Consider the following 22,161-nt stretch of genomic DNA (forward strand, 5'->3'; position numbering starts at 1 on the left):
CAGCGAATGTCAAATGGAATAGTTAGGTTGCTTGGTAATCACATGAAAACTTGAGTGAAATACATACCAATGTGGGAGGGGGCTTGCTCCCGATAGCGGTGGGTCAGGTACAGATTAGCTGACTGACACACTGCTATCGGGAGCAAGCCCCCTCCCACATTTTTGACCGCGCGCTGTTTAGAAATCGCGCTTGTAGAAGATGTCCAGCGAACTGGCGACGCCGGTGGCCACTTCCAGGTACACCTTCTTGCTCAGCAGGTAGCGCAACGCGATGGTATTGGCCGGTTCGAACACCCCAACCCCGTAACGCAGGCTGAGTTTTTCGTTGATTTTGCCGCTGGCCACCACCGCCGTGCTGTTGCCGCTGCCTTGGGTATCCAGGTCGAAATCCTGGATACCCAACTTGGTGGCGATGTCCGAGGTCACCCCGGCGCTGCCCATCAGGCCCAGGCCCAAGGCGGCTTCGGCGAGCATGTTGTTGTCTTCACCGTTGTTGGTGCGCGAACGCCCCAGCACCAGGTAGGACAACGCGTCTTCCTGGGCCATGGCGGGCTCGGAGAAGATCTGCGTGGTCGGCTGCTCGGCGCTGCCGCTCAAACGAATGCCGGCGGTAACCGTGCGGGAGGACTCGGTGGTCACGCGCACCGCCTCGATATCCAGGAACGGCTGATCCAACGGCCCGGCGAACAACAGGCGCGCACGGCGCACATTCAGGCGCTGGCCGTAGGCCCGGTAACGGCCATCGTTGAGCCACAGTTCGCCACGGGTGTCCATGTTGTCGCCGATATGCACATGGCCTTGCACTTTGGCGGTGAGGCCAAAGCCGGCGAAGTTGAGTTGGTCTTCGCCCACTTCCACGTCGATATCCATGGCCATCACCATCGGCGGTTTGCCTTCTTCGGTCTGGCTGCCGACGATCACCGTGTCATCGGACACCTTGACCGTCGACGGCGGCAGCTCGCGCACGGTGATATCGCCGCGCGGGATGTGCACCTTGCCGGCAATCGCCAGCTTGTCGTCCTTGAGGCTGATCTTCAGGTCGGGCGCCACTTCCAATACGGCATAGGGCTCGACCGTCACCGGCAGTTGCGAACCCTTGAGGCTCAGGTCCACCACCAGGGCGCGGCCCCAGTCGATCTGGCCCTTGAGACTGCCCTGCCCGGCCTTGCCACTGTGCCAGGCGCCATCGAGCTGCACGCTTTCGCCGGCAATCAGCGCTTGCACGTTCAGGCCTTCCAGACTCACCGGCAGCTCGGGCCCGGAGATTTCGCCATCGACCAGATTGACGCTGCCGTTGACCTGGGGTGCGAGCAGGCCGCCGGAAATCCGCCCGTTGCCATTGAGCTTGCCGCTGAGTTTTTCCACCATCGGCACGAACGGTCGCGCCACCGCCAGGTCCAGCCCGGTGAGACTGAAATTGCCGGTGATCGGCTTGCTGGCCGGCAACGGATTGATCTGCGCCTGCAACAGCAACTCGCCGAGCTTGCCGCCACGGAAGTTCAACTGAGTGTCGATGCGCTTGGGGTTGAGGGTGGTTTCCAGCTTGAGGGTGTCGTACGGGAAATCCAGCCACTGGTGCTTGTCCTTGACGCGCAGGGTGCCGCCACCGGCGTCCACCGACACCACGCCTTTGGGGCCGCTGGCCGGCAGATCGAGTTGCACGTCGGCATTGAGCCTGCCCTGCCAGGCGAAGTCCTTGGGCAAAAAGCCCGCGAGGCTGTCGAGGGGGAATTGCTTGAGGTGGTAACGCAGCTTCGGCTCGGGCATCAGGCGCTGGTCTTCGCCGCACAGGCTGGCGCCACCGGACACCCAGCAATGGGCGGCAAAGGTCAGCTTGCCATCGGCCAGGCGCTCGACTTTCGCCGGGGCTTGCAGCCGCCAGTCCTGGCCACCCGCTTGCACGTCACCACTGGCAAGGCGCCCGCGCCAGTTGCCTTTATCGAGGTTGCCGTCCAGGGCAAGGGCCAGCTTGAGCAAAGGACCGGCCAGATCCAGTTGGACCTTCTGGCTCTTGATATCACCCTGGGCGCTGGCGGTGAGCGTACCGACCTGGGTCTCGCCGCTCTGAATGCCGCTGCCCTTGAGGTCGATCCTGGCGCGCTGGGCGCTGTCCAGTGTCGCGTCGAGGCTGAGGTTTTGCAGGCGATTGTCGGCCAATGCCAGTTGCTGGCCCTTGAGGTTGAGCTTGCCTTGCGGCGCTTTCAGAGTGCCGGTGACATCGACGCGGCCGTTAATCTGCCCACGCAGTTGCGGCCAGAGCTGGGCCAGGCGGGCCAGCTTGATGTCGATCTGCCCGGCCAGGCGTTGCTGCAGGCTGCCGCTGCCGTTGATGCGGTTGTCGCCCAGGCGGATGTCCAGGTTGGCGAGGGTCCATTGTTCCCCCGCGCCTTCGGCCTTGGCGGCCAGCACGGCGGTTTGCCCGCGCAGACGGCCCTTGAGGTCAAGGTCGGCGTTGAGCTTGAGTTGCTCGTTTCTGAATTCGCCTTTGCTGCGCAGCGGCCCGGCCAGGGTGCCGGGCAACTCAGCGACCCAATACGCCGGGTTCAACGCGGTCAAATCCAACGCGGTGTCCCAGGCGATGCCGTCCGCGAACTGTACGTTCAAACGGCCTTCGGCCTTGCCCTGGCCGGCCGTCAGCTTCAGCTCGGGCAGGAAGATTTGCTTGAGGTCACCACTGAACGGTGTAACCACGTTGAACTTGCCCGCCGGGCCGTCGAGATCGGCCTTGAGGTTGCCCAGGTAGTTGCCGTCTTTATAGGAAACTTCACCGTTGAAGGTGCGCAAGGTGACCTGCGGTTCGTCGATCAGCGGATACAGGCGATGCCAGGGAAAATCCAGCCAGGCGATGTTGGCATCGGCACTGAAGCCTTGTTGCCAGTCCAGGTTGGCGCTGAGCTTGAGGCTTTGCTGGTCGCCGGCTGTCAGGTCCAGGCCGGCGATGTGCGCGCCCTTGGCGTCGACCTTGCCTTGCAGCAGCAGGTCCACCGGGCCTTTTTCCGCCGGTAGCAGCGCTTTGCCAAGCAATTGGTAACCGTTTTTCAGGTCGCCCTTGGCGCTCAGGTCCAATTGATTGAGTTGCAAGGTGTCGGGCAGATCGGCGCTGGGTTTGAAGGCGTCTGCGGTGATGCGCAATTGCGCCGGCAGATTGTCCACCAGCGGCTGCAACTCGCCACTGAGCTTGGCCGGCAGATAGCCGCTGCTGTCGGCGTCGAGCTTGAGTGTCTTGAGCAAGTCGCCATCGACCTTGAGGGCCACCGTCCACGGTGCGCCGCCCGGCGCGTAAGGCAGGCTGAGATGACCGCTGGCCGTCAAAGGCCAGTCGCCGACAGGTTGCAGCAGGCCGGCGAGGTCCAGCACCAGGCCGTCCCGTTGCAGGTGCACGGCGTCGATCTGCATACCTGAGGAGGTCCAGTGCGCCGCCAGTTGCAGGCCCTTGAGTTCTTCGCTGCCGTTGAACAACAGGCTACCGACGCGAACGTCGCCCAACTGGATGGCCAGCGGCAGTTTCAGGTCGGGCAAAGCGATGGGCCCGCTGCTGCTCGCTTCGGCGCTGGGGGGAAATTGCAGGCTGACCCGCTCCACATCCAGGCGATCGATACACAGGGTCATACGCAACAGGCACCCCGGCGACCACTCAAACTTGGGCGCATCAAGCTCGACGCGGCTGCTGTCTTGCTGCCATAGCAGGTGATCGGCGCTCCACTGTCCGCCCAGACGCCCCTGGAAGTTTTCCAGGCTCAAACCCGGCACCTGGCCCAGTGCCCAGCGGCTGCCCGCCTGGGTTCCGAGTACCGACCACAGCGCCAATACCGCCACGGCGAGGATGGCCATCAGGACCAGCCCCGCTATTTTCAAACCACGCATCACAGCTCAGGCCCCATGGAAAAGTGCAATCGAATGCCGCCCGGGTCTTCCAGGGCATGGGCCAGGTCGAGGCGGATCGGGCCAACCGGCGAGACCCAGCGCACGCCCACACCTACACCGGTTTTCAGGCTGGGCATTTCCAGGGTATTGAACGAGTTGCCCTGGTCGATAAAGGTCGCGATCCGCCATTTTTCGGCGATGGAATATTGATACTCGGCACTCAGCGCCACCATATAGCGGCCGCCGATGCGGTCCCCGCGATCGTTCTCCGGTGACAGGGTCTGGTATTCATAGCCGCGCACGCTCTGGTCGCCACCGGCAAAGAAGCGCAGCGACGGCGGCACCGACTTGTAGCCGTTGGTGGCGCTGCCGCCCACTTGTGCGCGGCCCAGGAACCGGTGGTTATCCCACAAGGTGGTCAAGCCCTTGATCGTGGCCGTGCCGTACAGCAGATTGGTGTCGGAACCGAGCCCTTCCTTGGCGACCTTGCTGTCGAACATCAGGCGATAACCGTTGTGCGGATCGATGCGGTTGTCGCTGCGCAGGTAGGAGTAGCTGATCCCCGGCATCACCAGGTTGCTCAGGCCCGAGTCATTGCCCAGGCGGTATTCTTCACGCTGGTACTTGAGCGAGATAACCCGTGTCCAGCCGCTGGGCAATTTACTGTGCCATTCGGGCCCGACGGTGAGCAGCTTGCTCAGGGTGTCGGTGTTGGCCAGCTCTTCATTCTGGTAACCGCCGGCGAAGCGCAGTTTGTCGGTGAGCGGTGGGTCGAGCGGAACGTCATACCACAGGCCGACGTTCTGGCGTGGCGCCGAAAGCTCGGCCTCCCAGCCATAACTGTGGCCCTGGGGATTGACCCAGTGGCGCGTCCAGTTGGCCTTGCCGCGCGGGCCGACGTCCGTCGAGAAACCCAGGCCCAGGCCCATCGTGCGTGGCTTGCGCGTGTCCAGTTGCACGGCCACCGGAATCACGTCGTTGGTCGAGGCCGTGGGGCTGGCGTCCACGCGCACGCTGTCGAAGAAGCCACTGCCTTGCAGGTTCTGGTTGAGTTCGGCGATCAGTTCGGAGTCGTAAGGGGTGCCACTTTCAAAGGGCACCATGCGTTGCAGCAGTTCTTCATCGAAGGGGGTGTCGCCGCTAAAGCTGACCTTGCCCATGCTGTAGCGCGGGCCGCTGTCGTAAACCAGCTCGATATCGGCGACGCCCGCCTGGGGATCGACGGAGAGCGTCTGACGCGTAAAGCGCCCGCTGAAAAAGCCGTAGCGCGAGGCCTGGTTCTGGATCAGACGCTTGGCATCATCGTAATGACCGTGGTTGAGCACCGCGCCGGGCTTGAGATCGTCACTGGCGGGCACACGAAACGCCTTGAGGCTCGCCGCCGGGCCGTCGACCCGCAGGGTGACGTTGCGCAAATGCACGGGCTCGCCGGGGTCGATGGTGAGGATCAGGCGCGGGTTCTTGCCGCCCTGCACATCGCTGGCGATCTGTGGCTGATAGAAGCCCAGGGCCTGGGCCGCTTTGCGCGCCTGCTCCTCGGCGCCACGGCTGAACCGCAGCAGCGCTTCTTCATCACGATCGCCCACCCCGCCGATGTAGCCTTCGATGTTGGCTTTCAGCGCGTCGTTAGAGGGCTTGATCCGCACGTCCAATTCGCTTTGCGCCCATGCGCCGCAGCTTGTGAACAGCAGGATCAAGCCGCTGGTAAATCTTCCTGGAAACTTCATAGGCGCGGATGCTACACGAGCGAGAGAGGAACTTTGAACCCGGATTTGTCTGAATAATTCTGTCTCAAGTCGCTGCAGCACTTAACGGCTGGGGGTTGGGATGGAAAAACACATGCTCCAGCACAGGTCCTACGGCAATTTCACCGATTTCCTCATAGCCCTGGCGCTTATAGAACTCCAGGTAACGGGAATTGCCCGTGTCGAGCACCACGCCCGATGAATGCGGGTCTTCGGCGCACCAATTGTGAACCGCTTCAAGCAATTGTTCGCCGTAGTGGTGGCCCTGCAACTGCGGGTGAATGCCCAGCAATGGCAACACATGCACCGACTCGCTGGGCAGGCATGCCATGACGGCCTGATGGTATTCAAGATAACGCCGCGTGCCGCGTACCCCGGTGCTCAGCCACATGCGGATTTGCCAGGCCCAGCTCTCGGTGATGCCCAGGCGCCGTTGCGGCGGGGCGATCAGGGCAACGCCGACCAGACGGTCGTTGACGAACAGGCCAATGGCCGGAAGCTTCTGGAAGAAATGTTGCTTGACCAGCTCCCGCACGGTGGCGCGCACCCGCTGTTCATAACCGGGGCGCTCGGCTTCGAAGATGTAGGCGAAGGTCGGTTCGTGACGGTAGGCCTGGTACAGCAGGGAACGCGCTTCGCGGGAATAGCCGCTATTGAGCACACGAATTTCGGCAGCGGCCATCGAAGTGTCAGGCATAACAGTCAATCTCCTGGACGCCACTCAAAGAGGTGGCGTTCTTATGGGTACGAACCTGTGCAGCGCCAGTCGTTCCCAGACATTAGCAGCGCATGCGTCCTACCGCCACGCTGGCCCCCGTCCGACTTGTCGGCTAGCATCGCCCTTTTGCCAGACCGGACTGCCGACCATGAAAATCGTCTCCTTCAATATCAACGGGCTGCGTGCCCGCCCTCATCAGCTGGCGGCGCTGATCGAAAAGCATCAACCGGATGTCATCGGCCTGCAGGAAACCAAGGTCCACGATGACCAGTTCCCGCTGGCCGAAGTCCAGGCGCTGGGCTATCACGTTTATTACCATGGCCAGAAAGGCCACTACGGCGTGGCCCTGCTCTCGCGCAAAGAGGCGTTGAGCCTGCACAAAGGCTTTGCCAGCGATGAAGAAGACGCCCAGCGCCGTTTCATCTGGGGCACCTTCGCCGACGAGAACGGCCACCCGGTCACTGTCATGAACGGCTACTTCCCCCAAGGCGAAAGCCGCGACCACCCCACCAAATTCCCGGCCAAGCAGCGCTTCTACGAAGACCTGCAACAGCTGTTGGAAAGCCAGTTCAGCAACGATCAGGCCCTGGTGGTGATGGGCGACGTGAATATTTCCCCGCAGGACTGCGACATCGGCATCGGCGCCGACAATGCCAAACGCTGGCTGAAAACCGGCAAGTGCAGCTTCCTGCCGGAAGAGCGCGAATGGATGGCCCGCCTGAAAAACTGGGGCCTGGTGGACAGCTTCCGGCACTTGAACCCTGAGGTGACCGACCGCTTCAGCTGGTTCGATTACCGCAGCCGTGGCTTTGAGGATGAGCCCAAGCGTGGGCTGCGCATCGACGTGATCATGGCGTCCACCGGCCTGGTGCCTCGGCTCAAGGACGCGGGAGTGGATTACGATTTGCGCGCGTTGGAAAAACCGTCGGACCATGCGCCGATCTGGTTGGAGTTGAGCTGATTCCGCTGACTCTACCCGGTCAATGTGGGAGGGGGCTTGCTCCCGATAGCAGTGTGTCAGTCAGCTGATCTGTAGCTGATACACCGCCATCGGGAGCAAGCCTCCTCCCACATTTTGACTTGTGGCGTGACGGTCACATTCCTGCAATCCAACTGACTTAATCTCGCGGCACTCCCTTTGGCTGACGAAGGTGTCGGCATGATGCTGCGCGTTCTATTACTGCTGGCCCTTTTCCCTTTCTTCGCGGTGTCCGCCCCGCTGCCCCTGCCTGATCAAGGCCCGGCATTGCGTATCCAGGGCTCCAACACCATTGGCGCGGGTTTGGTCCCGGCATTGGTCAGGGGCTTGATGGAGCAGCAGGGTTTGCAAGGTGTGCACAGCGAACCCGCCGAGAGCGCCAATGAACAGCGTGTGATCGGCAAGACCCGTGAGGGCAAAACCGTGAGGGTCGACGTCGCCGCCCATGGTTCCAGCACCGGGTTTGCCGCGCTGAAAACCCACAGCGCCGACCTCGCCGCCTCGTCCCGCCCGATCAAAGACAGCGAACGGGTAGACCTCGCGCCCCTCGGCGACCTGAAAAGCCCCGGCGCCGAACACGTGATCGCTATTGACGGCTTGGCGATCATCCTTAACCCGCGCAATCCGCTGAACACCCTCAACACCGAGCAACTGGCGCAGATTTTCAATGGCGAAATCAGCTCCTGGGAAACACTCGGCGGCAGTGGCGCAACCATTCATCTGTACGCGCGGGACGATCAGTCCGGCACCTATGACACCTTCAAGGAGTTGGTGCTGAACCGACGCGGCAAACCGCTGGCCGCGTCAGCCCAGCGTTTCGAGTCCAGCGAAGCGCTGTCCGATGCGGTCAGCCAAGACCCCCAAGGCATCGGTTTTATCGGCCTACCCTACGTACACCAAGCCAAGGCCGTGGCGATTGTCGATGGCGACTCGCAACCGATGCCGGCGCTGAACAGCTTGATCGCCACCGAGGATTACCCGCTGTCACGGCGGTTGTACTTTTATCTGCCGCCGGCGACGCGTAATCCTTGGGCCAAGGCTTTGGTGGACTTTGCTCAAAGCGATCAGGGCCAGGCGATCGTGGCGGCCAACGGCTTTGTCGCCCAGCACGTGCAGGCGATTGGCGTAGCCCCACGCGCCTCGATGCCCGAGGCGTATCAGGCCATTGCGCGCAGCGCCCAGCGCTTGACGGTGAATTTTCGTTTCGAGGAAGGCAGCGCCAGCCTGGACAACAAGGCGCGCCAGGATGTGCAGCGGGTGGTGGCGTATCTGCAAAGCCACGACAAACTGCACAAGCAGGTGACGCTGGTGGGCTTCGGCGATGCCAAGAATGATCCGCAGCGGGCGGCCTTGCTGTCCAAGTTGCGGGCCATGGCGGTGCGCAGGGAACTGGTGAAAAGCGGCGTGGTGCTGCGCGATATTCGAGGGTTTGGCGCGCAGATGCCGGTGGCGGCAAATACCGAGGATGAGGGGCGGATCAAGAATCGGCGGGTGGAGGTTTGGGTGTACTGAATCTTGGGGTTTGTGGTGCTTGGACTGGCCTCATCGGGAGCAAGCCCCCTCCCACATTTTGACTGTATTCACAAATCTAAGTGTGGGAGGGGGCTTGCTCCCGATGGCAGGCGACGCGGTGCTACTGCCCGCCGCGCATCAACTCCTTGGGCACATACTTGCCAATCTCGAACTTGCCGATCGCCGCACGGTGCACTTCGTCCGGGCCGTCGGCCAGGCGCAGGGTGCGTTGCATGGCGTACATATAGGCCAACGGGAAGTCGTTGGATACGCCGGCGCCGCCGTGAATCTGGATTGCACGATCGATCACCTTCAGCGCCACGTTCGGCGCGACCACCTTGATCTGGGCGATTTCGCTTTTGGCGACTTTATTCCCCACGGTGTCCATCATGTACGCCGCTTTCAAGGTCAGCAGCCGCGCCATATCGATCTCCATGCGCGAGTCGGCGATCTTGTCGATGTTGCCCCCCAGGCGCGCCAGCGGCTTGCCGAACGCGCTGCGACTGACCGAGCGCTTGCACATCAATTCCAACGCGCGCTCGGCCATGCCGATCGAACGCATGCAGTGGTGGATACGGCCAGGGCCAAGGCGACCCTGGGCGATCTCAAACCCACGGCCTTCACCCAGCAGTACGTTTTCGTACGGCACGCGCACGTTGTCGAACAGCACTTCGGCGTGGCCGTGGGGCGCGTCGTCGTAGCCGAATACCGGCAGCGGGCGCAGGATTTTTACGCCGGGGGTGTCCACCGGCACCAGAATCATCGAATGCTGTTGGTGGCGTGGCGCATCCGCGTTGCTCAGGCCCATGAAGATCAGGATCTTGCAGCGCGGGTCGCAGGCGCCGGAGGTCCACCACTTCTTGCCGTTGATCACCCATTCATCGCCCTGGCGTTCGGCGCGGGCGGCCATGTTGGTGGCGTCCGAGGAGGCCACGTCCGGTTCGGTCATGGCGAAGGCGGAACGAATCTCACCGCGCAGCAGCGGTTCAAGCCAGCGTTGTTTCTGCTCTTCATTGGCGTAGCGCACCAGCACTTCCATGTTGCCGGTGTCGGGGGCGGAACAGTTGAACGGTTCCGGACCCAACAGCGAGCGGCCCATGATTTCGGCCAGCGGTGCATATTCGAGGTTGCTCAGGCCGGCGCCCAGCTCGGATTCCGGCAGGAACAGATTCCACAACCCTTCGGCTTTGGCCCGGGCTTTGAGTTCTTCCATGATCGCGGTGGGCTGCCAGCGGTCACCTTCGCTGACCTGGCGTTCGAACACCGGCTCGGCCGGGTAGACGTAAGCGTCCATGAATGCGCTGACGCGTTCACGCAGTTCCTGAACCTTGGGCGAATAGGCGAAATCCATGAGCAGCTCCCTTCTCTGAGAGGTTGTTTAAGTCATGCAATCGATGCTAGAACAGCGCTGATAATTTACCTAGCCTATTCTCGGCGTGTATTAACATTCATCACCGATATATGATCGGCGTATGAATACCTAACAATAAGAGTGCAACGACATGAATCTGAGCAAGGTCGACCTCAACCTCTTTATCGTCTTCGACGCGATCTATACCGAAGCCAACCTGACCCGCGCCGGGCAGATTGTCGGCATCACCCAGCCGGCAGTGTCCAATGCGCTGGCACGCCTGCGCGAGACCTTCAACGACCCGCTGTTCGTGCGCACCGCCCAGGGCATGGTGCCCACACCGATGGCACAGAACATCATCGGCCCGGTGCGTAATGCGTTGTCGTTGCTGCGGGTTTCAGTGCAGGAAAGCCGGATTTTCAATCCGCAACAGGCGGCCAAGACCTACCGCATCAGCATGACCGACCTGACCGAAGCGGTCATTCTGCCAGCGCTGTTCCAGCGCCTGCGTCGCCTGGCGCCGACGGTGGTGATCGAGAGCTTTTTGTCCAAACGCCGCGAAACCACCAAGGAGCTGGCCGCCGGGCGCCTGGACTTTGCCGTGGATGCGCCGCTCAACACCGACCCGCAGGTGCGCCACGTCAAGCTGATGGAAGACCGCTACGTGTGCGCCATGCGCAAGGGCCATCCGATGGCAGGCAAGGACAAATTCAGCCTGGATGACTACCTGTCCCTGACCCATATCCATATTTCCAGCCGCCGCAACGGGCTGGGCCATGTCGACCTGGCCCTGGGCAAGATGGGCATCCAGCGCAAGATCGCCCTGCGCTCCCAGCACTACCTGATGGCGTCGCAGGTATTGCAGCAGACCGACATGGTCATGACCGTACCCGAACGCTTCGCCCGCCGCCATGAACTGCACTGGTTCAACTTGCCGGTCAATGATGTGCCAGCGGTGGAAACCCACCTGTATTGGCACGAAAGCACCGACCAGGACCCGGCCAACCGCTGGATGCGCGAGCAGATGATCGAGTTGTGCCAGCAGGTAACTGCCCACGAAAAAAAGCTGGATAAACAACAAGCCTGAGGTGAAGGAGTTCCCCTGTGGGAGGGGGCTTGCCCCCGATGGGCGCGCAGCAGTCCTTGACGTTTACGTCAACCTGCAATTAGCTTAGCGTCAAGACCTTCCTGAGCACCGCCATGAGCACCACCTACAGCATCTCCGACCTTGCCCGCGAGCTCGATATCACCACCCGCGCCATTCGCTTCTATGAGGAACAAGGCCTGCTGGCCCCGGAACGTCGGGGCCAGGAACGTATTTACTCGGCGCGGGACAAGGTCAGCCTCAAGCTGATTCTGCGCGGCAAGCGCATCGGTTTCTCCCTGGCCGAATGCCGCGAGCTGATCGAACTCTATGACCCCACCAGCGGCAACCACATCCAACTCAACAGCATGCTCGCAAAAATTGCTGAACGCCGCGAGCAGCTCGAGCAACAGTTGCTGGATATCGAACAGATGAAGCTGGAACTGGACACCGCCGAAGAGCGCTGCACCCAGGCACTGGCAACTACCATGAGCCAGGCCGGCCATTGATCAGAAGGTAACCATCATGTCCCTCCCCTCACACGTACGCTTGGTGGAAGTCGGCCCGCGCGACGGTTTGCAGAACGAAGCCCAGCCGATCAGCGTGGCCGACAAGGTGCGGTTGGTGGACGCCTTGAGCGGCGCTGGCTTGAGCTATATCGAGGTCGGCAGTTTCGTGTCGCCCAAATGGGTGCCGCAGATGGCCGGCTCCGCCGAGGTGTTCGCGCAGATCCAGCGCAAGCCTGGCGTGACCTACGGTGCGCTGGCGCCGAACCTGCGCGGCTTTGAAGATGCGCTGGCGGCTGGGGTCAAGGAAGTCGCGGTATTTGCGGCGGCGTCCGAAGCGTTTTCCCAACGCAATATCAACTGCTCCATCAGCGAGAGCCTGGAGCGGTTTGCACCGATCATGGCGGCGGCCCGGCAGCATGGGGTCAGCGTGCGCGGGTATGTGTCGTGTGTGTTGGGTTGCCCCTATGAAGGCGAAATCGCCGCGCAACAGGTCGCGGCGGTCGCCCGCGAACTGTATGCCATGGGCTGCTATGAAGTGTCCCTGGGCGACACCATCGGCACCGGCACGGCCGGCGCGACCCGGCGGCTGTTCGAGGTGGTCGGTGCACAGGTGCCGCGCGACAAGCTCGCAGGGCATTTCCATGACACCTACGGCCAGGCGATCGCCAATATCTACGCCAGCCTGCTGGAAGGTATCCAGGTATTCGACAGCTCTATCGCGGGCCTCGGCGGCTGCCCTTATGCCAAGGGCGCGAGCGGTAACGTCGCCACCGAGGATGTGGTGTACCTGCTCAATGGGCTGGGGATCGACACGGGTATCGACCTGGAGCGCTTGATTGACGCCGGCCAGCAGATCAGCCAGGTGCTGGGACGGGCGAGCGGCTCACGGGTGGCGAAGGCGCGTAACGCCGGTTGAGTAGCACGGATGTGACAATGTGTTACCGCACGCTGACACAGCGGGTAACGAGGGAACAAAATTCGTCGCATCTTTTGAAAGATATAGCCTGCTGAAAAATCAAGGCATTGATTTTAAAGGACTTTAAAAAGTTGGCACGGCTTCTGCTATCTCTACTGCATAACAAAAATAAAAAGCGCCAAACCTAATAAAAATAAGACGAAACGACTCTGACATAACAAAAACAACACGGCAGAGACGCAGCTAACAGATTTTTTTGGAGAAGATGTGCTTCGCAGGGTACGGCATGCCGAAACCCGCAACCGGTCAGAGAAAAATAAAACTACCTCAGGTAGCTACCCACTGGTTGGATCGTTTACGAAGAAGCAGATCAGCGTTCAAAAAAATACGTTTGCTCTTGACCCCGGATGGGGGTCGCCAAAACAGCGGTAAAGGGTAACGGTTGCCAAAAACAACAATAGACCGCCCCTCAATAATAAAAAAAGAGCACGCAACGACAAATTAAAGGGGACCTTCGGGTCCCCTTTGTGCTTTCTGGCTGATCATTCCCATGCTCTGCGTGGGAATGTCTCCTGTGACGCTCCGCGTCGCGCCAGCCGCTGCACGTTTCGGCTACTGCGCTAAGGTGACGCAGAGCGTCAGGGGCTGCATTCCCACGCAGAGCGTGGGAACGATCTATCGGGCAGGTCGACCCGGCCATGATCCCGGTACGCAAGCTGGATAAGTCGAATTCGCCAAGGCGCGGGTGATCGAGCAGCGCAATGAACATGGTCGGCACGCCGTACAAGCCCGTGGCGCGTTCTTCGGCGACGGCGGTAAGCGTGAGCAGTGGGTCGAAGCCGTCATTGGGGTAGATCATGGTAGTGCCGTGGGTGATGCAGCCGAACGCACGGGCATGCACTTCCACGGTCTCGGCCAGTTGCCGCCAGGTGTAGCGGCAGTGCTGATGACGCACCACCAGCTTCACCCTCGGGATAACGCGCGACAGTCCGATCAAAGGCCTGGCCAATGGTCTCGGCCAGCAAGGTCTTGTCCTGGGAGCCACGGCTGTAGCTCAGGTTCGGTTGATCCATAACGGCCCCTGTTGTCTTTTTTGTAGGTTGACGTAAACGTAAACTACGATTGACAGCGCCTCAACGCAAGCTTACGTTAACGTAAAGGTGAGCGCCCTCCTCCGCGGCTCGCCGACACAACAACAAAAGCTCACATTAAGGTGCCTGTCCATGAGTTACCCGTCCCTGAACTTCGCCCTCGGTGAGACCATCGACATGCTGCGCGACCAGGTGCAGGCCTTTGTGGCCAAGGAAATTGCTCCCCGCGCTGCCCAGATCGACATCGACAACCTGTTCCCCGCCGACCTGTGGCGCAAGTTCGGCGATATGGGCCTGCTGGGCATCACCGTGCCGGAAGAGTACGGCGGTGCCGGCCTGGGTTACCTGGCGCACGTGGTAAGCATGGAAGAAATCAGCCGTGGCTCGGCCTCGGTAGCGTTGTCCTACGGCGCTCACTCCAACCTGTGCGTCAACCAGATCAACCGCAACGGCAGCCACGAACAAAAACTCAAGTACCTGCCCAAGCTGATCAGCGGCGAGCACATCGGCGCGCTGGCCATGAGCGAGCCGAACGCCGGCTCCGACGTGGTCTCGATGAAACTGCGCGCCGACAAGCAGGGTGACGCTTACGTGCTCAACGGCAGCAAGACCTGGATCACCAACGGTCCCGACGCCCACACCTACGTGATCTACGCCAAGACCGACCTGGAAAAAGGTGCCCACGGCATCACCGCCTTCATCGTCGAGCGTGACTGGAAAGGCTTCAGCCGCAGCAACAAGTTCGACAAGCTGGGCATGCGCGGCTCCAACACCTGCGAGCTGTTTTTCGATGACGTGCACGTCCCCGAGGAAAATATCCTCGGCGTGCTCAACGGCGGCGTCAAAGTGCTGATGAGCGGCCTCGATTACGAGCGCGTGGTGCTCTCCGGCGGCCCCACCGGCATCATGCAGGCCTGCATGGACCTGATCGTGCCCTACATCCACGACCGCAAGCAGTTCGGCCAGAGCATCGGCGAATTCCAGCTGATCCAGGGCAAGGTCGCCGATATGTACACCCAGCTCAACGCCAGCCGCGCCTACCTCTACGCGGTGGCCCAGGCCTGCGAGCGCGGCGAGACCACACGCAAGGATGCGGCCGGGGTGATCCTCTACAGCGCCGAGCGCGCCACGCAAATGGCCCTCGATGCGATCCAGATCCTCGGCGGCAACGGCTACATCAATGAATTCCCCGCCGGGCGCCTGCTGCGGGACGCCAAGCTGTACGAAATCGGCGCCGGCACCAGTGAAATTCGACGGATGTTGATCGGTCGCGAACTGTTCAACGAAACCCGCTGAGGAGCGCGCCCATGGCCACCCTGCACACCCAGCTCAACCCACGCTCGGCGGAATTTATCGCCAACAGCGCGGCGATGCGCCAACAGGTCGACGCGCTGCACAGCCTGCTCGCCCAGGTCCAACAAGGCGGCGGCGCCAAGGCCCAGGAACGCCACACCTCACGCGGCAAGCTGCTGCCGCGCGAGCGCATCGATCGCTTGCTCGACCCGGGCTCGCCGTTCCTCGAATTGAGCCAGTTGGCCGCCCATCAGGTGTATGGCGAAGACGTGCCGGCCGCCGGTGTGATTGCCGGCATCGGCCGCGTGGAAGGCGTCGAATGCATGATCGTCGCCAATGATGCCACCGTCAAAGGCGGCTCCTATTACCCGCTGACCGTCAAAAAACACTTGCGCGCCCAGACCATCGCCGAGCAGAACCGCCTGCCGTGCATTTACCTGGTGGACTCCGGCGGAGCCAACCTGCCGCGCCAGGACGAAGTGTTCCCGGACCGCGAGCACTTCGGGCGGATCTTCTTCAACCAGGCCAATATGAGCGCCCAGGGCATCCCGCAGATTGCCGTGGTGATGGGCTCGTGCACGGCCGGTGGCGCGTATGTGCCGGCCATGGCCGACGAAGCGATCATGGTGCGCCAGCAAGCGACTATCTTCCTCGCCGGCCCGCCGCTGGTGAAGGCCGCCACCGGCGAAGTGGTCAGCGCCGAAGACCTCGGCGGTGCCGATGTGCACTGCCGGATTTCCGGCGTGGCCGACCACTATGCCGACAACGATGAACACGCCCTGGCCCTGGCCCGTCGCAGCGTGGCCAACCTCAATTGGCGCAAGCTGGGCGAGTTGCGCCAACGTCCGCCAGTGGCGCCGCTGTACAGCAGCGAAGAGCTTTACGGCGTGATCCCGGCCGATGCCAAGCAGCCGTTCGACGTGCGCGAAGTGATCGCCCGGCTGGTGGACGGTTCGGTATTCGATGAGTTCAAGGCGCTGTTCGGCGCCACCCTGGTCTGTGGCTTTGCGCACCTGCACGGCTATCCGGTGGCGATCCTGGCCAACAACGGGATCCTGTTCGCCGAAGCCGCGCAGAAAGGCGCGCACTTTATCGAGCTGGCCTGCCAGCGCGGGATTCCGCTGCTGTTCCTGCAGAACATCACCGGCTTCATGGTCGGCCAGAAGTACGAAGCCGGCGGTATCGCCAAGCATGGCGCCAAGTTGGTCACGGCGGTGGCGTGCGCCAAGGTGCCGAAGTTCACGGTGATCATCGGCGGCAGTTTCGGCGCCGGTAACTACGGCATGTGCGGTCGTGCCTATGACCCGCGTTTCCTGTGGATGTGGCCCAACGCACGCATCGGCGTGATGGGCGCCGAACAGGCGGCGGGCGTGCTGGTGCAGGTCAAGCGCGAGCAGGCAGAGCGCGCAGGCTTGGCATTCAGTGCCAGCGATGAAGCGGCGATCAAGCAGCCGATCCTCGACCAGTATGAAACTCAGGGCCACCCCTACTATTCCAGCGCACGCTTGTGGGATGACGGCGTCATCGATCCGCTGCAGACCCGCGACGTGCTGGCCCTGGCGCTGGCCGCCGCGCTGAATGCCCCTATCGAGCCGAGCCGCTTCGGCGTGTTCCGCATGTAATCGGAGCTGTACCCATGAGCGAATTCAACACCCTCGAACTGATCACCGACAGCCGTGGCTTCGCCACGCTGTGGCTCAGTCGTGAAGCCAAGAACAACGCGTTCAACGCCCAGATGATCCGCGAGCTGATCATCGCCCTCGACCAGGTCCAGGCCGACCCTGCCCTGCGCTTTCTGGTCCTGCGCGGGCGCGGCAAACACTTCAGCGCCGGCGCCGACCTGGCCTGGATGCAGCAGTCGGCCGAACTGGATTACCACACCAACCTGGACGACGCCCGTGAGCTGGCCGAGCTGATGTACAACCTGGCCAAGCTGAAAATCCCTACGCTGGCGGTGGTGCAGGGCGCGGCCTACGGCGGCGCGCTGGGCTTGATTAGTTGCTGCGACATGGCAATTGGCGCCGATGACGCGCAGTTCTGTCTGTCGGAAGTGCGTATCGGCCTGGCGCCGGCGGTGATCAGCCCGTTCGTGGTGCAGGCCATCGGTGAACGTGCGGCCCGCCGCTATGCCTTGACGGCCGAGCGGTTTGGCGGCCAGCGCGCGCGCGACATCGGCCTGTTGGCGGAAAGCTACCCGGCCGACACGTTGGACCAGCGGGTGGATGAGTGGGTCGCCAACCTGCTGCAAAACAGCCCGGCGGCGATGCGCGCCAGCAAAGACTTGTTGCGTGAGGTGGGCAATGGCGCCCTCACCCCGGCGCTGCGCCGCTACTGTGAAAACGCCATCGCGCGTATCCGGGTAAGTGTCGAGGGCCAGGAAGGCTTGCGCGCATTTCTGCAAAAACGCACGCCGAGCTGGCAATCCCGGGAGCCGCGCCCATGAGCACACTCACTACCGTGCTGGTGGCCAACCGGGGCGAAATCGCTTGCCGGGTCATGCGCACCGCCAAGGCGATGGGGCTGACCACCGTGGCCGTGCACAGCGCAATCGACCGCGACGCCCGGCACAGCCGCGAAGCGGATATTCGCGTCGACCTGGGCGGCAGCAAGGCCACTGACAGTTACCTGCAGATCGACAAACTGATCGCCGCCGCCCACGCCAGCGGTGCCCAGGCAATTCATCCGGGCTACGGCTTCCTCTCGGAAAACGCCGGGTTCGCCCGGGCCATCGAGGCAGCGGGCTTGATCTTCCTCGGCCCGCCCGCCTCGGCGATCGACGCCATGGGCAGCAAGTCGGCGGCCAAGGCGCTGATGGAAACCGCTGGCGTGCCGCTGGTGCCGGGTTATCACGGTGAGGCCCAGGACCTGGAGACCTTCCGCGAGGCCTGTGCGCGCATCGGTTACCCCGTGCTGCTCAAGGCCACGGCCGGCGGTGGCGGCAAGGGGATGAAGGTGGTCGAGGATGTCAGCCAGTTGGCGCAAGCCCTGGCCTCCGCCCAGCGCGAGGCCCTGTCGTCATTCGGCAATGGGCAGATGCTGGTCGAGAAATACCTGCTGCAACCGCGCCATGTGGAAATCCAGGTGTTTGCCGATCAACACGGCAACTGCCTGTACCTCAATGAGCGCGATTGCTCGATCCAGCGGCGTCATCAAAAGGTCGTGGAAGAAGCCCCCGCGCCGGGGCTCGGCAGCGAACAACGCAAGGCCATGGGCGAAGCGGCGGTGCGCGCGGCGCAGGCGATCGGCTATGTGGGCGCGGGGACGGTGGAGTTTCTGCTGGATGCCCGCGGCGAGTTTTTCTTCATGGAGATGAATACCCGCCTGCAAGTGGAGCACCCGGTCACCGAGGCGATTACTGGCCTGGACCTGGTGGCCTGGCAGATTCGCGTGGCCCAGGGCGAGGTGCTGCCGATCACTCAAGCGCAGGTACCGCTGATGGGGCATGCGATCGAGGTGCGGCTGTATGCCGAAGACCCGGCCAATGACTTCCTGCCAGCAACCGGACGATTGGCGGTATACCGCGAGCCCAATCCCGGTCCGGGTCGGCGCGTGGACAGCGGCGTCGAGCAAGGCGACAGCGTTTCGCCCTTCTACGACCCGATGCTCGGCAAGTTGATTGCCTGGGGCGAGGACCGTGAGCAGGCGCGGCTGCGCTTGCTGAGCATGCTCGACGAATGTGCGGTGGGCGGGCTCAAGACCAACTTGGGATTTCTGCGGCGCATCATTGGTCACCCGGCCTTTGCCGCGGCTGAGCTGGATACCGGATTCATTCCGCGCTATCAGCAAGAGCTGCTGCCGGCGGCGGGCGCGCTGGACGATGAGTTCTGGCAGGCAGCGGGATCGGCCTTTATGCAGAGCCTGCCGGCCGGTGACGGGCCGTGGGCAGACACCCGGGGCTTTCGTGCGGGGTTGCCGGCGCAGGTCACACTGCATTTGAGCTGTAACGGGCAGGATCGCTTGGTCACACTGGCCGGGCAATCGTCGCAGCTCACCGGCGAGCAACTGGTGATCGAACACCAGGGCGTGCGCCGCTCCCACCTGGCCGTGCGCGATGAAGGCACGGTGTATCTGCGCTGGGACGGCGAGATGCAGGCGGTCAGCCTGTTCGACCCGATTGCGGCGGCCGAGGCCAGCCACTCCCCTCAAGGCGGCCTCACCGCGCCCATGAACGGCAGCATCGTGCGCGTGCTGGTGGAGGTCGGCCAACGCGTCGAAGCCGGCGCGCAACTGGTGGTACTGGAAGCGATGAAGATGGAACACAGCATCCGCGCGCCTGAGGCGGGCGTGATCAAGGCGTTGTTTTGCCAGGAGGGCGAGATGGTCGCCGAAGGCAGTGCGCTGGTGGAACTGGACACGGCGGACTAGAACTTCGCCGTGGCTTGCACGACGACGCCAAGGATGCGGCACTCGTCGGTGAACAGCAGCTTGGGATAGGTGGGATTGAGCAGCGCCAGGTAAAGCTGGCCGCTGTCTGCCTGCAACTGGCGAAAGGTCGCCTGAGGGTTGTCGAGCCATTGCGCAACCACCAGTTTACCGGGCTCGGCCTCGATGGCCGGGTCGACCAGGATCAGCATGCCTGCGCTGATGCTCAGGCCACTGGGCGCGGTCATGGCGTCGCCGACCACCGGCAGCCAGAAGGCGTCGCCGTGGGCATGGTAATCCGTCAATTCGAAACGTGCCGGCCCATAGCTGGCGCGTGCTTCGCGCAGCTCGCACACGCCGTTCCAATCGCTGACCGGGTAGCGAAAGTACGGGTTGTGGTGATGCTTCAGTGCCGCCTTGGTGTCCGCCCTCTCGCGAATCTCCAGCGCGACCTCCAGATAGCCCAGCCCCAGTTCCGCCAGTACCCGGTTCATGTCCGCCAGGCTCGGCACGCGGCGCTTGTTGAGCCAGTGGCCGACGCCGCCCTGGGACATGCCCAGGCGCTCCGCCAGTTCATCCTGCGTGACCTTGCGGTCTTTCATGTTGGCTCGCACCAACGCTATCCAGTTATCCATGGCGCTGACAATACGTTGCGTATTTTCCAGGGCAATAAACAGTTTGTAGTAATCCATAAAACGACATAAATACGATACGTACTATCATCGACATAAAGGTTTTCGACACCCACCCGGAGCACCGCCCCTTATGACGACGAGCCCGTATCATCTGCCTGAAACACCCGAACACACTGACCTGCATGACATGCGCTGCAGCGGCGCCGCCCAGCGCGCGCTGGACTATTATTTGAAAGAAGATATGTCTGCGCGAGACGTGGACGAGGCCTTTTTCACCATCAAGCCAGGCATCAGCCAGGAAGAAGCGCTGGTGCATGCCTCGGACCTGCTGCGCAGTGCTGCGGCAACGGCCTACGAATCGGCGAGCAGCCATCAAGGCAATCATCGTGACCTGGCGTTTTCGGTGGTTTACTTGATCGATATGGCGAAAGCGATGGTGGAGCGGTCGTTGCGAGCGACTGAGGCGCAGGCGAACATTTAAAGGACGTGCACGAAAAAATTTCTATCGAGCGGATAAAAACATTTGACTTGCAAATGATAATGATTATTATTGGATCCAGCTGATCGCGAGATCAGTCGATAGACCAAGAGACCTTAGGTCGGACTCTTGGAATATCTCCTCATCAGGCTAATCACGGTTTTTGACCCGGCTCTTTGGCCGGGTCTTTTTTTTGCCAGTTTTTCCTGGCGTGGCTTCAGGCTAATGAAGACTGTGTGCTGCTTGATGGCGCGCATGGTAGCAAAAGCCCATCGCGAAAAGAAAGGCGCAGCACCGCTCTAGCCCGGATCTTTGCGATTTAGCGCTTGAGAATCAATCTCACAAACCCTAAGCTGCGGCGGCGTCACGGATGACGCCCCCTCCCCCGTGCAACAATTTTGCTTCCAGAATGTGCCTACCGCCTGTGTAAGATAGCCGCCACATCCTCATATTCAGGCAACCAGACTATGACCGTGGCCTTGACCTCCATCAAGATCAGCACTGCTTTCGACAGCGGCAATATCCAGGTCCTGGATGCCAGCGATGCCTACCAGCTATTGCTGGCCATCAAGCCCGACACTCGTAGCCAGCACTACCAGTGGTTCCACTTCAAGGCCGAAGGCATGCACGTGGGCCACACCCACACGTTTCGCCTGAGCAACGCGGGCCGCTCGTCTTACAAGCATGCCTGGAGCGGCTATAACGCCGTAGCGTCGTATGATCATGTCAATTGGTTCCGCGTGCCGTCGCGCTTTGACGGCGAAATCCTGCATATCAGCCTCCAGACCCGGGAAAAACACGCGTGGTTCGCCTACTTCGAACCTTATAGCCGCGAACGCCACGACTGGTTGATCGAGCAGGCCCTGAAGTACGCTGGCGTCAAGCTATTGGCCACCGGCAAGAGTGTCGAGGGGCGCGATATCCAACTGCTGCGCCGTGGCAAAGGCGGCGAAGGTCGCCGCAAGGTCTGGATCATCGCCCAGCAACATCCCGGCGAACACATGGCCGAATGGTTCATGGAAGGCGTCATCGAACGCCTGCAACAGGACGGTGACGCCGAGCTGAAAAAGCTGCTGGCGGTGGCCGACCTGTACCTGGTGCCGAACATGAATCCCGATGGCGCGTTCCATGGTCACCTGCGTACCAACGCCATGGGCCAGGACCTCAACCGCGCCTGGCAGAGCGCCAGCCAGGAGCTCAGCCCGGAAGTGCTGTTCGTGCAACAGCAGATGGAAAAACACGGTGTCGACCTGTTCCTCGATATCCATGGCGACGAAGAAATCCCCTACGTCTTCACCGCCGGCTGCGAAGGCAATCCCGGTTATAGCCCGCGTATCGAAGCCTTGGAAAACCGTTTCCGCAGCCACCTGAGCCACCTGACCCGTGACTTTCAGACCACCCACGGCTACACCCGCGATCTACCCGGCGAAGCCAATATGACCCTGGCCTGCAATGCGGTGGGTGAGAAATACGACTGCCTGTCACTGACCCTGGAGATGCCCTTCAAGGACAATGACGACGCACCCAACCCGAAAACCGGTTGGTCCGGCGATCGCTCCAAGCAGCTGGGCAAGGATGTGTTGAGCAGCGTGGCCGATATCATCGGCCACGTGCGTTAACGCTC

The 22,161-nt window shown here is 61.9% G+C and carries 17 protein-coding genes and 1 pseudogene; 11 read left to right on the top strand and 7 right to left on the bottom strand.

Annotated elements, in window-relative coordinates; translation table 11 throughout:
- Positions 1-177: 177 nt before the first annotated feature.
- The 3 genes from C4J93_RS16345 to C4J93_RS16355 form a co-directional block, all read right to left on the bottom strand.
- Positions 178-3,864, bottom strand: coding sequence for a translocation/assembly module TamB domain-containing protein (locus C4J93_RS16345; RefSeq protein WP_124429927.1), 3,687 nt, complete (start codon positions 3,862-3,864; stop codon positions 178-180).
- Positions 3,864-5,591, bottom strand: coding sequence for an autotransporter assembly complex family protein (locus C4J93_RS16350; RefSeq protein ID WP_124429928.1), 1,728 nt, complete (start codon positions 5,589-5,591; stop codon positions 3,864-3,866). Before C4J93_RS16350 ends, C4J93_RS16345 begins: the two co-directional genes overlap by 1 nt.
- Positions 5,592-5,655: 64 nt before the next feature.
- Positions 5,656-6,306: an N-acetyltransferase gene (locus C4J93_RS16355; RefSeq protein ID WP_124429929.1), complete on the bottom strand. Its 651-nt coding sequence runs from the start codon at positions 6,304-6,306 to the stop codon at positions 5,656-5,658.
- A 169-nt stretch (positions 6,307-6,475) separates the two neighbouring features.
- Here C4J93_RS16355 and xthA point away from each other — a divergent pair, with 169 nt between their 5' ends.
- Together xthA and C4J93_RS16365 are read left to right on the top strand one after the other, a co-directional pair.
- Positions 6,476-7,288, top strand: a complete 813-nt coding sequence (xthA, locus tag C4J93_RS16360; protein ID WP_124363347.1) for an exodeoxyribonuclease III — start codon at positions 6,476-6,478, stop codon at positions 7,286-7,288.
- Between the two features lie 198 nt (positions 7,289-7,486).
- Positions 7,487-8,818 (top strand): substrate-binding domain-containing protein, encoded by a 1,332-nt coding sequence (locus C4J93_RS16365; RefSeq protein WP_124429930.1) that lies wholly within the window; start codon positions 7,487-7,489, stop codon positions 8,816-8,818.
- 121 nt (positions 8,819-8,939) lie between these two features.
- Here C4J93_RS16365 and C4J93_RS16370 read toward each other — a convergent pair whose 3' ends face one another.
- Entirely contained in the window at positions 8,940-10,169 is a 1,230-nt protein-coding gene (locus C4J93_RS16370; protein ID WP_124429931.1) for an acyl-CoA dehydrogenase, read from the bottom strand.
- 151 nt (positions 10,170-10,320) lie between these two features.
- Here C4J93_RS16370 and C4J93_RS16375 point away from each other — a divergent pair, with 151 nt between their 5' ends.
- The 3 genes from C4J93_RS16375 to C4J93_RS16385 all read left to right on the top strand — a co-directional run bounded on the left by C4J93_RS16375 (position 10,321) and on the right by C4J93_RS16385 (position 12,678).
- Positions 10,321-11,256, top strand: a complete 936-nt coding sequence (locus tag C4J93_RS16375; RefSeq protein ID WP_124404584.1) for a LysR family transcriptional regulator — start codon at positions 10,321-10,323, stop codon at positions 11,254-11,256.
- A gap of 113 nt (positions 11,257-11,369) precedes the next feature.
- Positions 11,370-11,762, top strand: coding sequence for a MerR family DNA-binding transcriptional regulator (locus C4J93_RS16380; protein ID WP_124363351.1), 393 nt, complete (start codon positions 11,370-11,372; stop codon positions 11,760-11,762).
- Between the two features lie 16 nt (positions 11,763-11,778).
- Entirely contained in the window at positions 11,779-12,678 is a 900-nt protein-coding gene (locus C4J93_RS16385; RefSeq protein ID WP_124429932.1) for a hydroxymethylglutaryl-CoA lyase, read from the top strand.
- 469 nt (positions 12,679-13,147) lie between these two features.
- On the opposite strand, the pseudogene C4J93_RS27450 reads toward C4J93_RS16385, so the two are convergent.
- Both C4J93_RS27450 and C4J93_RS27455 read right to left on the bottom strand, forming a co-directional pair.
- A pseudogene (locus tag C4J93_RS27450) lies at positions 13,148-13,561 on the bottom strand (AMP-binding protein); the annotation flags it as partial.
- Complete coding sequence (locus tag C4J93_RS27455; RefSeq protein ID WP_256660199.1) at positions 13,521-13,751, bottom strand: hypothetical protein; 231 nt, start codon at positions 13,749-13,751, stop codon at positions 13,521-13,523. The gene C4J93_RS27455 and the pseudogene C4J93_RS27450, both read right to left, overlap by 41 nt.
- A 150-nt stretch (positions 13,752-13,901) precedes the next feature.
- Here C4J93_RS27455 and C4J93_RS16395 point away from each other — a divergent pair, with 150 nt between their 5' ends.
- From C4J93_RS16395 to C4J93_RS16410, 4 genes are read left to right on the top strand one after another with little or no spacing between them, the layout of a single operon-like run.
- A complete protein-coding gene (locus tag C4J93_RS16395; protein WP_124367478.1) occupies positions 13,902-15,065 on the top strand; it encodes an isovaleryl-CoA dehydrogenase in 1,164 nt (387 codons plus the stop codon).
- 11 nt (positions 15,066-15,076) lie between these two features.
- A complete protein-coding gene (locus tag C4J93_RS16400; RefSeq protein WP_124429933.1) occupies positions 15,077-16,684 on the top strand; it encodes a carboxyl transferase domain-containing protein in 1,608 nt (535 codons plus the stop codon).
- Between the two features lie 14 nt (positions 16,685-16,698).
- Positions 16,699-17,505 carry a gamma-carboxygeranoyl-CoA hydratase gene (locus C4J93_RS16405; RefSeq protein WP_124367480.1) on the top strand — a complete coding sequence of 269 codons (807 nt, stop codon included), beginning with the start codon at positions 16,699-16,701 and terminating at the stop codon, positions 17,503-17,505.
- Entirely contained in the window at positions 17,502-19,427 is a 1,926-nt protein-coding gene (locus tag C4J93_RS16410; RefSeq protein ID WP_124429934.1) for an acetyl/propionyl/methylcrotonyl-CoA carboxylase subunit alpha, read from the top strand. The genes C4J93_RS16405 and C4J93_RS16410 overlap by 4 nt, the downstream gene beginning before the upstream one ends.
- On the opposite strand, the gene C4J93_RS16415 is transcribed toward C4J93_RS16410, so the two are convergent.
- Positions 19,424-20,059, bottom strand: coding sequence for a LexA family transcriptional regulator (locus tag C4J93_RS16415; RefSeq protein ID WP_124430891.1), 636 nt, complete (start codon positions 20,057-20,059; stop codon positions 19,424-19,426). The genes C4J93_RS16410 and C4J93_RS16415 overlap by 4 nt on opposite strands.
- A 130-nt stretch (positions 20,060-20,189) precedes the next feature.
- Between C4J93_RS16415 and C4J93_RS16420 the strand changes: the two genes are divergently transcribed.
- Together C4J93_RS16420 and C4J93_RS16425 are read left to right on the top strand one after the other, a co-directional pair.
- Complete coding sequence (locus C4J93_RS16420; RefSeq protein ID WP_124363358.1) at positions 20,190-20,540, top strand: DUF6124 family protein; 351 nt, start codon at positions 20,190-20,192, stop codon at positions 20,538-20,540.
- Positions 20,541-21,004: 464 nt separating this feature from the next.
- Positions 21,005-22,156 (top strand): M14-type cytosolic carboxypeptidase, encoded by a 1,152-nt coding sequence (locus C4J93_RS16425; RefSeq protein ID WP_124371125.1) that lies wholly within the window; start codon positions 21,005-21,007, stop codon positions 22,154-22,156.
- Positions 22,157-22,161 lie beyond the last annotated feature (5 nt).

Origin of the sequence: Pseudomonas sp. R2-37-08W (assembly GCF_003851705.1) — a bacterium.
Taxonomy (GTDB): domain Bacteria; phylum Pseudomonadota; class Gammaproteobacteria; order Pseudomonadales; family Pseudomonadaceae; genus Aquipseudomonas.

What these genes read in the sequence shown, in the direction of transcription:
- C4J93_RS16345 (WP_124429927.1), bottom strand. Translation starts at nt 3,864, where the DNA reads ATGCGTGGTTTGAAAATAGCGGGGCTGGTCCTGATGGCCATCCTCGCC.
- C4J93_RS16350 (WP_124429928.1), bottom strand. Translation starts at nt 5,591, where the DNA reads ATGAAGTTTCCAGGAAGATTTACCAGCGGCTTGATCCTGCTGTTCACA.
- C4J93_RS16355 (WP_124429929.1), bottom strand. Translation starts at nt 6,306, where the DNA reads ATGCCTGACACTTCGATGGCCGCTGCCGAAATTCGTGTGCTCAATAGC.
- xthA (WP_124363347.1), top strand. Translation starts at nt 6,476, where the DNA reads ATGAAAATCGTCTCCTTCAATATCAACGGGCTGCGTGCCCGCCCTCAT.
- C4J93_RS16365 (WP_124429930.1), top strand. Translation starts at nt 7,487, where the DNA reads ATGATGCTGCGCGTTCTATTACTGCTGGCCCTTTTCCCTTTCTTCGCG.
- C4J93_RS16370 (WP_124429931.1), bottom strand. Translation starts at nt 10,169, where the DNA reads ATGGATTTCGCCTATTCGCCCAAGGTTCAGGAACTGCGTGAACGCGTC.
- C4J93_RS16375 (WP_124404584.1), top strand. Translation starts at nt 10,321, where the DNA reads ATGAATCTGAGCAAGGTCGACCTCAACCTCTTTATCGTCTTCGACGCG.
- C4J93_RS16380 (WP_124363351.1), top strand. Translation starts at nt 11,370, where the DNA reads ATGAGCACCACCTACAGCATCTCCGACCTTGCCCGCGAGCTCGATATC.
- C4J93_RS16385 (WP_124429932.1), top strand. Translation starts at nt 11,779, where the DNA reads ATGTCCCTCCCCTCACACGTACGCTTGGTGGAAGTCGGCCCGCGCGAC.
- C4J93_RS27455 (WP_256660199.1), bottom strand. Translation starts at nt 13,751, where the DNA reads ATGGATCAACCGAACCTGAGCTACAGCCGTGGCTCCCAGGACAAGACC.
- C4J93_RS16395 (WP_124367478.1), top strand. Translation starts at nt 13,902, where the DNA reads ATGAGTTACCCGTCCCTGAACTTCGCCCTCGGTGAGACCATCGACATG.
- C4J93_RS16400 (WP_124429933.1), top strand. Translation starts at nt 15,077, where the DNA reads ATGGCCACCCTGCACACCCAGCTCAACCCACGCTCGGCGGAATTTATC.
- C4J93_RS16405 (WP_124367480.1), top strand. Translation starts at nt 16,699, where the DNA reads ATGAGCGAATTCAACACCCTCGAACTGATCACCGACAGCCGTGGCTTC.
- C4J93_RS16410 (WP_124429934.1), top strand. Translation starts at nt 17,502, where the DNA reads ATGAGCACACTCACTACCGTGCTGGTGGCCAACCGGGGCGAAATCGCT.
- C4J93_RS16415 (WP_124430891.1), bottom strand. Translation starts at nt 20,059, where the DNA reads ATGGATAACTGGATAGCGTTGGTGCGAGCCAACATGAAAGACCGCAAG.
- C4J93_RS16420 (WP_124363358.1), top strand. Translation starts at nt 20,190, where the DNA reads ATGACGACGAGCCCGTATCATCTGCCTGAAACACCCGAACACACTGAC.
- C4J93_RS16425 (WP_124371125.1), top strand. Translation starts at nt 21,005, where the DNA reads ATGACCGTGGCCTTGACCTCCATCAAGATCAGCACTGCTTTCGACAGC.